The organism is Enterococcus sp. AZ104 (assembly GCF_050546705.1).
Classification (GTDB): Bacteria; Bacillota; Bacilli; order Lactobacillales; family Enterococcaceae; genus Enterococcus; species Enterococcus faecalis.
On the sequence record NZ_CP172952.1, the window covers coordinates 252795 to 265800 of the forward strand.

The following is a 13006-nucleotide window of genomic DNA, read 5'->3' on the forward strand; positions in this document are numbered from 1 at the left end:
TCAAATTTTTATACGTTTTGTGCTTCGACTTTTTCAAGGGTTTCTTCAGTAATCGGTTGATTGGTTTCTTCTGCGTAGTTAAGTGCATCCATTTTTTTAGCAAACGGTAAATAGATAAAGAAACTCATCGTCAGTACTACTACTTGAAGCAACGCGGCTTGCCAACCACCAACTAAAAGTCCAGAAATGATTGGAGGAGTAGTCCAGGGAACTTGTACCGCAGTAAAGAGAGGAACCAGTCCTGTGTACAAGGCAAAATATGTCACAACAGAAGAAACAATCGGTGTGATAATGAATGGCACAGCCATGATTGGGTTCATCACGATAGGTGTAGCAAAGACAATTGGCTCGTTAATATTGAAAACAGCTGGCCCAATTGAAAGCCGACCTAATTGCTTAAACTGAGCTGATTTGGCAAAGAAAACCATGAACACGACTAACCCGATTGTCATGCCCGCACCAGTGACCGTTAAAAATTGATCTAAAAATTGTTGTGTAACAATATGGCCACCATTAGCCAGTGTTAAGTCTTTTCCAGATTTCAAAATTTCGGTGTTTTCTAAAGAGTTTGCTTGTAAAATAGGACCCATGATGCCGCCAACGATTGTTGACCCGTGAACACCGAAAAACCAAAAGAGGGGAATGACAAAACCTAATAGTAATGCGCCACCTAGTGAATCTGTGACTCCTTGAAGTGGTGATTGTAGCACTTCGTAAATAAAGTCAAAGAATGTCGTATTGAAGACTTTATCTAGAAGAATGAAAATTAGCATTGCACCAGTTACAATGACGCTGGCAGGAATTAACGCAGTAAAGGAATTGGCCACATTTTCTGGTACAGCTTCTGGTAATTTGATACGAATATCATGACGTAAAAACCAACTATATACAACGCCGACTAACAAACCAACAATAATAGCTGTAATCATCCCTTTACCAGCTGTCCAATCTTTGTTGATGACATTGCCAACTACTGCGCCAGAAACCGCATCTTTGACTTCAGATGACATAAACAAAATGAAAACCACCATGGCAATCATGCCCGCTGGGAGGCCTTCAAATCCCTCGCTTTTTACATACGAGTAGGCAATACCGATGACCGCAAATAAAGACATAATCGCAAAAGATGCCCCATATGCTTGATTGAAATAAACAGCCAGACCGCTTGCGTTAACCCATTCAGAAATAGCTGTAACTGGGAAATTCGCTAATAGAAGAAACACGGAACCAACAATGGTAAAAGGCATCGTGTAAAGCATCCCGTTCCGTAAGGCAGTAATTGCTTTGGTATTGACGAATTTTAGTACTGGAGGTAATAATTTCTCGTTAATCCATTCGTTCATAAAAATCTCTCCTTTGAAGAATAATATAAATGCAAATGTATCCGTTTACATATTTACTATATAAGGTTATTTGAAGAAAAAATAGACTTTTGCCTGAATGAGAAACATGTACCAAGAAAAAAAACAAAAAAGCTCATGGTGTTTTAGACAGCATGAGCTTTTGTGAAAAACAACTAGAAAGGTGTTTCATCTAGTTCCTTTAAAAGTTGACTTGCTTGATGAGCTAGGAGTTCAATTAAAGCAATGACAGGGATTTGAGTGGTTGTATTAACTGATTTATCTGCAAATGGAGAACGTTCGTCGGGCATATAATAGGAGATGTTGTAGTCAGCCAAGCGGGCAATAGTTGAATGTTGATTGTTGGTAATGCTTAGCACTTTGGCGCCAGCTGTTTTAAAGTCGGTCATTTGTTTAATCATTTCATTGGTTTCCCCAGATACAGACAGAATCAAGGCTAATGTATTTTCAAATCCGCGCTTGGGGATAGGCGTAAAGGGGTCAGCAATACTGTAAGAATTGATATTTAAGTTGGCAAAATAACGACTGCCATAACTACCTAAAATTCCGCTAGTACCAATGCCAGTAAAGGCAACGTGACGTGCTTGAACAATCATTTGAATTGCTGGACGAAGCATTTCGTAATAGGTTTCTTGGTTTAATTTTTTTAAAAAAGCATCGACGTGAACCGTGGCATCATAAAAATTTTCAAACGTTTGTGTTTGTTTGGCTTCTTCTTTCACTGCATATTTTAATTCAGAAAAACCAGCATAGCCCATTTTGTTACAAAATCGTAGAATCGTTGAGGTGGAGACATGACAGGAAGTAGCCAGTTGGCGAATGGTCTGTTGAGGGATTTGGTGCAGGTGTTCCAATACATAATGGTAAACGAGCATTTCTAATTCATTCAAGGTCTGAACCTTCTCTAAATCAAACAAAGTAATCCTCCTTTATATAAAAACTGAATATGTTATTTTTTTGTGTAAATCAAATAAACCAATTCTTATTTTTCTTGAAAAAAATGTAAAATAACTCAATAAAAAGTTTCTTATTTCCTATTTTACAAAAAGTAGCCCAATTATCCTAGTTTTTCTCTTTTTTCTTTTAAAAATAACAATGCGCACCCCTAGAGTTTTTTGAGAAAACAAGCTAAAATAGATAAGAAGAGAAAAGGGGGCGTTGATGTGGCACGGGAAGTAATTTTATTTATTGCAGCGAGTATTGATGGTTTCATTGCGGATAAAGCGGGCGGTGTTGCTTGGTTAGAAGAGAATATTCGTGGCGATGAAGAAGATCGTAGTTACGATGAAATGTATAAAAAAATAGACACTGTGGTAATGGGGCGGACTACTTATGATCAAGTTACACAAGAATTGTTCCCCAGATGTGTATTTTTATGAAGACAAGCATTCTTATATCATTACCTCTCATCCAGAACCATCAACTGCTTCAAGAACTTTTACCAAGGAAGATCCAGTCACATTAATTCGTCGTCTCAAAGAAGAAGACGGCGCGGGAATTTGGATTGTTGGAGGCCCAAAAGTGGTTCAACCGCTTTTGGCAGCTGATTTAATTGATACCTTCATTTTGACGACAATACCACTGTTTCTGGGTGAGGGCATTGCTCTATACGAGACAATGGCTCAATCAATTCCAGTTCGTTTAAAACAGGTTTATCAAAAAAATGAGTTGGTTTATTCGATTTATCAACGTGAAAACAAAAATTAAAAAATAATTATTCGGTTGGGCAAGTTGCTTTCAAGGTTTTGAGTTTCTCATAGGGCGAGAGGAACAAAGCAACAGTTGTCTAGCCGTTTGTGTTGTTTTTGATTGACAAAGAAATGGTAGAGGAGAAAAAAATGAAACATCAGATCAAAAAAAGGTTGTATATTTCACCTGTTCAAACAATTGTCTTAGGCTTTTTTTTATTAATTGTTGTAGGCACAATCTTATTAATGATGCCTTTTTCTGCACAAGCTGGACAAAAAACGCAATGGATTGATGCTTTTTTCGTGGCAACTTCCGCCGTCTGTGTTACAGGGCTTTCGCCTTTGAATACGGCGGAACATTGGAGTCCTATCGGGCAAGTTATTATTATGATTTTGATTGAATTAGGCGGCTTAGGCTTTTTAACCGTTGCCACGATTTTCTTTAGTTTGCTGCGGAAAAAAGCGTCACTAAGTGTACGGATGTTGTATCAAGAAGCTTTAAATGTTAGTGAAGTTTCCGGAGTTTTTCGTTTAATGAAATATATTATGAAGTTTGCGGCCATTATTCAATTACTTGGAGCCTTCTTGTTGTCCTTTCAATTTGTGCCAACATTTGGGTGGAAAAAAGGGTTGTTTTTTAGTCTCTTCCATGCCGTTTCGGCATTTTGTAATGCTGGCTTTGATTTGCTAGGGGATAGTATGGTTCCTTATCAAAATTCGCCTTATCTTTTACTAGTTATTAGCTTTTTAATTATAGCTGGCGGCTTAGGATTTATTGTGTGGCGCGATATTTTTGCAATGATTAAAGGCTATAAAAATAAAATTAAGCACCGTGTTAGTATTCATACACGCCTTGCTTTAACGGTGACCGCCACCTTTTTAGTCTTAGGGACCGTTATTTTTTACATTTCAGAATATCGCCATTTTCCAGCTGACATGTCTTTTTGGCAGCGTCTTGTCAACAGTTGGTTCTTGTCGGTTACACCAAGAACGGCTGGCTTTTATTCAGTTGATTATTTGAAAATGAGTAATCCAGGCCTGATTGTCACGATTTTGTGGATGTTTATTGGTGGCACTTCAGGATCAACCGCTGGCGGCTTGAAAACCACTACGTTTGGTGTGTTATTTTTACAATTTCGTGCAATTTTTAAAGGGAAACAGCGAGTGGAATTCCATGAACGCACAATTCCTGAGCGAGTAGTGCTCCAAGCGTTTACTTTGTTCTTCTTGGCAACTTTTTTATGTGTAACTGCTTCGGTTATTCTCTCGTTTACAGAAACATTACCTTTAAAAAACGGGATTGAGTATATCGTTTTTGAAGTGATTTCTGCATTTGGAACGGTCGGTTTAACAATGGGGTTAACACCAGATTTAACTGTTTTTGGTAAACTGGTGATTATTTTTCTAATGTTCGTCGGTCGTGTGGGTGTGTACACGGTGTTATTGTCATTAATTAAGAAAGGCTTGGAAAGTCAGTCGAAAGTTCAATATCCAAAAGAATCAGTGATGATTGGTTAATAGAGAAAGAGGGAAATAGAATGGAATTTTTAGGTATTTTATGTTTGATTTTAATTACAACGACTTTAGCAGGTGTTGCTTGTAAAAGAGTAGGAATTCCTGCAGTAATTGGGCAATTGCTAGTAGGGATTGTGTTAGGTCCAGCGATGTTAAATATTGTGCATCAAGATGTGTTTGTGCATGACTTTTCAGAAATTGGTGTCATTATGCTGATGTTTATTGCTGGAATGGAATGTGAATTGGAATTATTGAAAAAATATGCGAAACCTAGTGTCATGGTCGCTATTTTGGGGATCGTTTTACCGGTTGGTTTTACTATGTTGATTGGTCAGCTGTTTGCTTTTTCTTGGAAAGAAGCTTTTTTCCTTGGGTTAGTTTTAGCAGCAACGTCGGTCAGCATTTCAGTAGAAGTATTAAGAGAGTTGAATGTTTTAAGTAGTAAAGAAGGTGCAACGATTCTTGGGGCTTCCGTCGTTGACGATATCGTGGTCGTGATTATTTTAAGTGTCGCTGTCGGCATGATTGGTGCAAGTACAGGCGGCAATACAGAAGTCAGCTTTATTGTTAAGTTAATTGAACAAGGCTTATTCTTTATTGGGATTTTCTTTTTGGTCCGCTTTATCGCTCCCTATTTACTACGTTTAAGTCAAAAAATGAACATTGGGTCGTCTGTTATTATCATGTCATTGATTATCTGTTTGGGCATGGCTTATTTGGCTGATTTAGTTGGTTTAAGTTCTGTCGTAGGTGCCTTTTTTGCAGGGATTGCTGTGGGACAAACGGATGCAAAAACAGAAATTGATTTCAATATTGAAGCTATTGGCTATGCCGTGTTTATTCCCGTCTTCTTTGCCAGCATTGGCTTATCAGTGACATTTAACACGTTAGGAAAAGATTTACCTTTTATTTTGGTAATGACGATTATGGCGATTTTAACGAAATTACTGGGCGGCGCCTGGGGAGCGAAAATGGTTGGTTTCTCCAATACAAGTTCTTTAATGGTCGGTGCTGGGATGGTTTCGCGTGGGGAAATGGCATTAATCATTGCGCAAATTGGCTACCAATCTAAATTACTTTCAGAAGCGTATTATACGAGCATGATTGTGGTAATTATCTTAACGACCTTAGTTGCACCGTTCTTATTGAAATACTTTGTTAAAAAACAAGAATCTGCGTTGCAATAAAAAAAGATGAGCAGAAGTTGTTGACAAAAAAATAAAATAGCTATATGATGAGTTCAAGATAAACGACTACATTTGTAGTCGATAACCTTGAACTCTTTTTTTATTGATGAAGGAGGAATTTAACGAGTATGGCAAAAGATAAATTAGCGACAATTACTGATGCAGAGTGGGAAGTCATGCGGGTTATTTGGACCCAAGGCAAAACCACGAGTCGTGAAGTTCATACACTTTTAAATGAGAAAAAAGAATGGAAATCAACGACCGTCAAGACGTTACTAAGTCGTTTAACAGATAAAGGGTTAGTTGGGACGGAGAAAGCAGGCAATAAATATATTTATTATCCGCTAGTAGAAGAACGTCGGAGCGTTGAAACGGTGGCAGACGAACTTTTAGCCAAGGTGTGCAGCCGTAAAGTTGGTTCCGTGGTAGAAACAATTTTAACAGAGAGTCAGTTGAGTTATGACGATTTGGATCGATTAGAGGAACTCTTGAAAGAGAAGCGCAAGACGGCGGTTGAATCTGTCCCTTGTAACTGTATTCCTGGTCAATGCCAATGTCATTTAATTTAAAAAGGAGTGAAAAAAATGGAAAGTAAAACGTTTGATATTGAAGGGATGAGCTGTGCTTCCTGTGCCCAAACGATTGAAAAGGCTACGACGAAGTTACCTGGGATGGCAAAGGCAAGTGTCAATTTAGCTACGGAAAAATTAAGTGTCACGTATGATCAGACGGAAGTCACAGAAGAAGAAATTAAGGAGGCTGTGTCAGATGCTGGCTACAAGGCGATTAGCCCAGCCCAGCAACGAACGTTTGCGATTGAAGGAATGAGTTGTGCTTCCTGTGCCCAAACGATTGAAAAAGCTGTGAACCAATTATCTGGTGTTCAACAAGCGATTGCTAATTTAGCCACGGAAAAACTGGTGGTTAGTTATGACGACCATCAAGTAACGAGTGCTGAAATTATCAAAGCAGTTACGGATGCAGGTTATCAAGCGACAGAAGAAGTCGCTGCAGGTGCAACAGCGGACCAAGATCGTGAAAAGAAACAAAAACATATTGCTGAGATGTGGCAACGTTTTTGGATCTCATCGGTGTTTACAGTACCACTTCTTTATATTGCGATGGGACATATGGTAGGCTTACCATTGCCGGATTTTTTGAATCCAATGACACATGCGACGACCTTTGCAATGGTTCAATTGATTTTGACGTTACCCGTTCTATATGTCGGCAGAGAATTTTTCACAGTTGGTTTTAAAGCATTATTTAAAGGGCATCCGAATATGTTTTCTTTGGTGGCTTTAGGAACCAGTGCTGCTTTTGTGTATAGTTTATATGGCACAGTCATGATATTCTTAGGAGATACAAGTTTTACAATGGCTCTTTATTATGAATCAGCGGGTGTTATTTTAACTTTAATTACATTAGGAAAATATTTCGAAGCTGTTTCAAAAGGGAAAACCTCAGATGCGATAAAAAAATTAATGGGTTTGGCGCCGAAAACTGCTCATATTTTACGTGATGGCGCAGAAATTGAAGTGCCAGTTGATGCTGTTCAGTTGGATGACATTGTGATTGTTCGCCCAGGAGATAAAATCCCTGTTGATGGAGTGATTGTTTCAGGCAGTAGTTCTGTGGATGAAGCCATGTTAACGGGCGAAAGTTTGCCTGTTGAAAAGAAAGTCGGTGATGCAGTAATTGGTGCTAGCATCAATAAAAATGGCAGCTTTCAATTCAAGGCGACAAAAGTGGGAAAAGAGACGGCCCTTGCCCAAATCATTCAATTAGTAGAAGATGCGCAAGGCTCAAAAGCGCCGATTGCACAATTAGCTGATAAAATTTCGGGTGTTTTTGTCCCAATCGTCATTGGTTTGGCTGTTCTTTCTGGCTTGGCTTGGTTCTTTTTAGGACAAGAGTCATGGATTTTCGCTTTGACAATTACCATTTCTGTGTTAGTGATTGCTTGTCCTTGTGCGCTCGGCTTGGCAACGCCGACTGCGATTATGGTGGGGACAGGTAAGGGCGCTGAAAATGGCGTTTTAATTAAAAGTGGGGATGCTTTAGAAACCACTCACAAAATTCAAACAATCGTGTTTGATAAAACAGGGACTATTACAGAAGGCAAACCGGTGGTTACAGATATTTTAGTTGCTGATTCAGCACTTTCAGAAGCTGAGTTACTAACATTAGCAGCTTCTGCAGAACAAGGATCAGAACACCCCCTAGGTGAAGCGATTGTGGGAGCGGCTAAAGAACGTCAATTGCCATTAGCAGAAGGAAGCGATTTTTCAGCGATTCCAGGTCACGGCATCCGTGTGACAGTCAACGAACGAGTCCTACTTTTGGGCAATATAAAATTAATGAAAGAAGAAGCAATCGAGCTATCAACGTTTGTTCAACAAGCGGATCGTTTGGCAGAAGAAGGGAAGACCCCAATGTTTGTGGCAAAAGATGGTTCGTTTGCGGGTATCATTGCGGTAGCAGATACTGTGAAGGATAGCAGTCAAACAGCCATTGCACGTTTGCATAAAATGGGGATCGAAGCCGTGATGATTACGGGAGACAACAAACGTACTGCCGAGGCGATTGCAAAACAAGTAGGTATCGATCGTGTCTTAAGTGAAGTTTTACCAGAAGATAAAGCGTTAGAAGTGAAAAAACTACAAGCAGAAGGCAAAAAAGTTGCGATGGTGGGTGACGGTATTAATGATGCACCAGCACTTGCCCAAGCAGATGTGGGGATTGCTATTGGTTCAGGCACAGATGTTGCAATGGAATCGGCCGACATTGTGCTAATGCGTAGTGATTTAATGGATGTGCCTACAGCAGTTGAATTAAGTAAAGCGACCATCAAAAACATCAAAGAAAATCTTTTCTGGGCATTTGCCTATAATACATTAGGTATTCCAGTGGCTATGGGTGTGTTACACTTATTTGGTGGACCTTTGTTAAGTCCGATGATTGCAGCAGCAGCTATGAGTTTTAGTTCAGTCTCTGTCTTACTAAACGCCTTACGCTTAAAAGGATTTAAACCTTCGACGGTGAAAAAAACTAGTGGAAGTCAAAAATAAAATTGAAAAGGATGAAGTGAAATGGAAAAAACAGTAAAAATTGATGGGATGAAATGTGATGGCTGTGTTCAAGCGGTCACTGAAAAATTTAGTGGAATTGACGGCGTAACGAATGTTGCGGTTCACTTGGCAGATCAAACAGCCGTTGTGACAGCAGATCGTGAAGTAAGCCAGGATGAACTGAATACCACGTTGGCAGATACAAAATTCAAGGTTGTCAGCGAATAACAAAAAAACAGGGCCTACCATCATGAGTAGCCCCTGTTTTTTTGTTATGGAAGTTTTGCTTTGATTTCCTGATAAATCTTAGTTGTTTCTTGACCCTCACGCGCAGTATAATAATAAACTTTCTTCCGCGTTTCTATTTTCAGAATCGGATGACTTTTTGTATAAATTAGTAAATAAGCAGGTTTTCCAGCGACTTTAAATTCTCCTGTTAAGTAACTATCTGTCGCAGCACCCATTGTGCGGATGCGTTCTTGAGGTAAGTCATCAATCAAAGAAACAGCAGTGATTTGGTTAAAAGGAATTGACCTTGTTTTTGCTAATGGGGCAGATAACTCAATTTGTTTATTTTCAATAGTTGCTTGAAAGGCATGACTAGAAAAATCATTTATAAACATCGGCACTGTGGCAAAGAACAGCACCGCAATCGTTAAAATACCAGTAGCGGCTAGAATAATTTTCCCAGCAGGCCGTCCTAGGTTAATGGATAAATTCATACCAATGCGATCAGGAACCATGATTTTGGGGTCCTTTGGATTGATATAAATCCCATACCGCCAATATTGATCATCATCCCCATAGCGATAATCGCCAGCCTGTAAAACGAATTGATCTTGTTTTTTGCGCATTGAAAATAGGTAGTAGAAGAGAAAGCCTACATAAACAAACAAAAGAATAAAATAACAAAAAGTAAGAGCCATCGCAACCGTATAATCAATTACAATTGTGAAAGTTGGTAAAATGGTTAGCGGTGCAAAAACTAAGGCTGATAAAACCATTAAAACAGACCAATGATGACGAAATAAATCATTGATTTGCTGATTAATTTTTGAGTCACTAGTTAGCGGTTTGACAGGTAAGCGCGCAATAAAATAATAGCCGCCAATGAACAAACTTAACATCAAAACAGTAATTAAGAAAAGAATCCAGGAACCAATCGCCGTTTGCAAGGAATAAAAGCCCCCAGCAAAAGTAAGAATAATTGCAGGTAAAAACCACCAAAATGAAATAAGTTTCTGGTTTTTATTTAAAACTAATTGCGTATCGATTAAGAGAGGACGCTTAGGTAGCAACCAGCCGTTTTGCATTTTTAAAGCGGCCATTTTGCGAATATAAACGATTTGCAGATAGTAGTCACTGCCAATAAAACTAAATAAAAGTAACAGAAAAAGGAACAATAAAATCGAATCATAAGGAATAAATAACAAAGGTAAACTAAGAACACTAAAAACGGCTGCTAGTTGAACCAAGCGTTTTTTATAACGTTTTCGGATTGCTTGAACGCTGGGATCTTGTAGTTTATCTTCTGGTAAAGTGTTTTCCAAAATAATATTTTTGTGAGGATTTGCATAAATCCCCATAGTAAATGCCATAAAAAAAGCGACAGAAACTAGGATGAAATAAAAGAATACCGCCATTATAGTGCACGCCCTTTCGAATCAAAATTTTGATAAATTTTCTGAATAAGTGCTTGGATTTCTGCTTCGGATTGCTGATGTAAAAAACTTTCAGCCAACAGAAGTTCTAAACGCTTATGCAATTGCTGTTGCCAAACAGCGGTAGCAGGTAACTTTGCGGCAATTTTGGTGCCGTTACGACGGTCAGTCACAATATAACCTGATTGCTTTAACTTATTATAAGCTTTTGAAACAGTCATCATATTGACCCCGATTTCGTCCGCCAATTGTCGGATAGAAGGCAAACTTTCATTGGGAACCAGTTCACCTTTGGCAATGCCTACAATGATTTGATCAATGAGTTGCTGATAGATGGGCTGTTCGCTTTGTTCATCTATTTCTAAAAGCATCGAATCACTCCTGTCTTATTTGTACTATTTGTATTATATATAATAATACAAAAAGAGTTGGAAAGCAAGGAATTTAGAGTAAATGGTTGTTTCTGTTTAAAGAGAAGCATATAATGAAGAAGAACGTAAAATGAAAGGACGATGAAAATATGACAGCAATTGAACCAAAATTAACAGAGAAATTCCATCAAGATTTCTTGAACAATAATAAACAAAATGCCTTACAACGTAGTGTAGTAAAAAATGGTATCAGCGCTTCAGGTGAATCTGTACAAGGAGCCGTGAATAACGTACCCGTCTTTTCAGTCGACTTAGCTACTGGAAAAGTGGCCAATCAAAAACAAAGCGGTCGCTGCTGGATGTTTGCGGCATTAAATACATTTAGACATAGAATGTTAAATGCGTTTCAATTAAAAGATTTTGAATTATCACAAAACTATACATTTTTCTGGGATAAATATGAAAAATCAAATTATTTCTATGAAAATATTATTGCAACAGCCGATCAACCGTTGACTAGTCGTAAAGTGGCCTTTTTATTAGCTACACCACAACAAGATGGTGGGCAATGGGATATGATCGTTTCAATTTTTGATAAATATGGCGTAGTGCCTAAAACGGCAATGCCTGAAAGCAGCAACAGTTCCAATTCACGTGATTTAAACAACTATTTAAATAAAAAATTACGCAAAGATGCAACAATTTTACGTAGTTTAATTGAAAAAGGCGCTTCTGCTGAAGAAGTCCAAAAAAACAAAGAAGCAATGTTACAAGAAATTTATAATTTCTTAGCAATCTCTTTAGGAACGCCGCCAGAAACCTTTGATTTTGAATACCGTGACGAAGAAAAAAATTATCATTTGGATCAAAATCTAACACCGCAAACATTCTTTGAAAAATACGTTGGCGTTAATTTACATGATTATGTAAGTATTATTAATGCTCCTACAGAAGATAAACCCTTCAACAAAACATACACTGTTGAAATGTTAGGGAATGTTGTCGGCGGCAAAGAAGTTAAATATTTAAATGTAGAAATGGCTGCTTTCAAAAAATTAGCTGCTGCACAATTGGAACAAGGCGAATCTGTTTGGTTTGGTTGTGATGTCGGACAATCTTCAACACGTGACACAGGAATTATGGCATTAGACGTTTACGATATGAACGATCTTTTTGATATTGATTTTACGATGACTAAAGCAGAACGTTTAGACTTTGGTGAAAGCTTAATGACACACGCCATGGTTTTAACAGGTGTTGATATCGTTGATGGTCAAACAACAAAATGGAAAGTGGAAAATAGCTGGGGCGAAAAAGTCGGTGAAAATGGCTTCTTCGTTATGAGCGATGCGTGGATGGACGAATACACTTATCAAATCGTTGTGCACAAAGATTTATTAACTGATGAACAGAAAAAAGCTTGGGAACAAGCGCCAACTGTTTTGGCACCTTGGGATCCAATGGGAGCATTAGCATAAAACAGAAAAAGAAGGCCCCCGCCGTCATGGCGGGGCCTTCTTTTTACGTTGGGCGGCGAACTTCACGGATTTCGCCCAATGTTGTATAATCATTGCCTGCTAAACGAGCAATCGGTTGGAGTTTTTCAGGTAAAATGTACTGATGTTCTTCATCGAAAACGGCTGAATCAAAATAGAAATCGGTAATTTCTACAATGAATAAATCCGTAATAATTTGACCTTCATGGTTAGCAATAGGTACATATTGATGTAAGCGAGCTTCCATCCGAATCGGCGCGGCTTTGATTGCTGGAACAGCAACAGTCTGGCTGGCAATGGTTTCAATACCGAATGTGTCAATTTCACTGATCTCTGCTGCTAAAGGTGCCGAAGTCTGATTCATTTGAGTAAGAACGTCTTCGTTAACGAAATGGATGACAAGTTCTTTAGTAGCCAAGATGTTTCGTGCCGTATCTTTAGGCGCTTTGTCTGGTCGTAAAATGGATAACGTTGCTAAAGGAATTTCAGCTGCCGCTGCATTAAAGAAACTAAAGGGAGCAGCGTTGACGACACCTGTAGCTGTATCTTGTGTTGTAACCCAAGCGATTGGCCGAGGAATAATACTTCCTGATAAAAATTTATACGCTGTTTTTGCAGATAACTCGTTACTATTGTAATGAATCATAGGAACCTCC

Annotated in this window: 11 protein-coding genes and 1 pseudogene; 7 read left to right on the forward strand and 5 right to left on the reverse strand. The window is 38.5% G+C overall.

All coding sequences use genetic code 11. The features are described from left to right. Positions 1 to 8: 8 nt before the first annotated feature. A complete protein-coding gene (gene genB, locus IGJ37_RS01345) occupies positions 9 to 1343 on the reverse strand; it encodes a PTS sugar transporter subunit IIC (protein WP_002355207.1) in 1335 nt (444 codons plus the stop codon). 173 nt (positions 1344 to 1516) lie between these two features. Continuing rightward, a complete protein-coding gene (gene genR / locus IGJ37_RS01350) occupies positions 1517 to 2278 on the reverse strand; it encodes a MurR/RpiR family transcriptional regulator (RefSeq protein ID WP_002355208.1) in 762 nt (253 codons plus the stop codon). A 198-nt stretch (positions 2279 to 2476) separates the two neighbouring features. Here genR and IGJ37_RS01355 point away from each other — a divergent pair. The 6 genes and pseudogenes from IGJ37_RS01355 to IGJ37_RS01380 all read left to right on the forward strand — a co-directional run bounded on the left by IGJ37_RS01355 (position 2477) and on the right by IGJ37_RS01380 (position 9050). After that, positions 2477 to 3068, forward strand: a pseudogene (locus IGJ37_RS01355) (dihydrofolate reductase family protein). Between the two features lie 131 nt (positions 3069 to 3199). Next, entirely contained in the window at positions 3200 to 4567 is a 1368-nt protein-coding gene (locus IGJ37_RS01360) for a TrkH family potassium uptake protein (protein WP_002366061.1), read from the forward strand. A 20-nt stretch (positions 4568 to 4587) separates the two neighbouring features. Continuing rightward, positions 4588 to 5751, forward strand: coding sequence for a cation:proton antiporter (locus IGJ37_RS01365; RefSeq protein WP_002355211.1), 1164 nt, complete (start codon positions 4588 to 4590; stop codon positions 5749 to 5751). 128 nt (positions 5752 to 5879) lie between these two features. After that, a complete protein-coding gene (locus IGJ37_RS01370) occupies positions 5880 to 6320 on the forward strand; it encodes a CopY/TcrY family copper transport repressor (protein WP_002358353.1) in 441 nt (146 codons plus the stop codon). 15 nt (positions 6321 to 6335) lie between these two features. Next, positions 6336 to 8822, forward strand: a complete 2487-nt coding sequence (locus IGJ37_RS01375) for a heavy metal translocating P-type ATPase (RefSeq protein WP_325814906.1) — start codon at positions 6336 to 6338, stop codon at positions 8820 to 8822. A gap of 21 nt (positions 8823 to 8843) precedes the next feature. Beyond that, positions 8844 to 9050, forward strand: a complete 207-nt coding sequence (locus IGJ37_RS01380; RefSeq protein ID WP_002355215.1) for a heavy-metal-associated domain-containing protein — start codon at positions 8844 to 8846, stop codon at positions 9048 to 9050. A 44-nt stretch (positions 9051 to 9094) separates the two neighbouring features. Here IGJ37_RS01380 and IGJ37_RS01385 read toward each other — a convergent pair whose 3' ends face one another. Further along, positions 9095 to 10465 (reverse strand): DUF5808 domain-containing protein, encoded by a 1371-nt coding sequence (locus IGJ37_RS01385; RefSeq protein WP_325814909.1) that lies wholly within the window; start codon positions 10463 to 10465, stop codon positions 9095 to 9097. Beyond that, positions 10465 to 10854, reverse strand: coding sequence for a GntR family transcriptional regulator (locus IGJ37_RS01390; RefSeq protein WP_048955776.1), 390 nt, complete (start codon positions 10852 to 10854; stop codon positions 10465 to 10467). Before IGJ37_RS01390 ends, IGJ37_RS01385 begins: the two co-directional genes overlap by 1 nt. A gap of 149 nt (positions 10855 to 11003) precedes the next feature. Between IGJ37_RS01390 and IGJ37_RS01395 the strand changes: the two genes are divergently transcribed. Then, positions 11004 to 12332: an aminopeptidase C gene (locus IGJ37_RS01395; protein ID WP_002358357.1), complete on the forward strand. Its 1329-nt coding sequence runs from the start codon at positions 11004 to 11006 to the stop codon at positions 12330 to 12332. A gap of 43 nt (positions 12333 to 12375) precedes the next feature. Here the strand turns inward: IGJ37_RS01395 and IGJ37_RS01400 are convergent, their stop codons facing one another. After that, the gene (locus tag IGJ37_RS01400; RefSeq protein WP_002361147.1) at positions 12376 to 12996 is read right to left on the reverse strand and encodes a flavin reductase family protein; all 621 of its coding nucleotides are present in this window, start codon (positions 12994 to 12996) and stop codon (positions 12376 to 12378) included. Between the last annotated feature and the right edge of the window lie 10 nt (positions 12997 to 13006).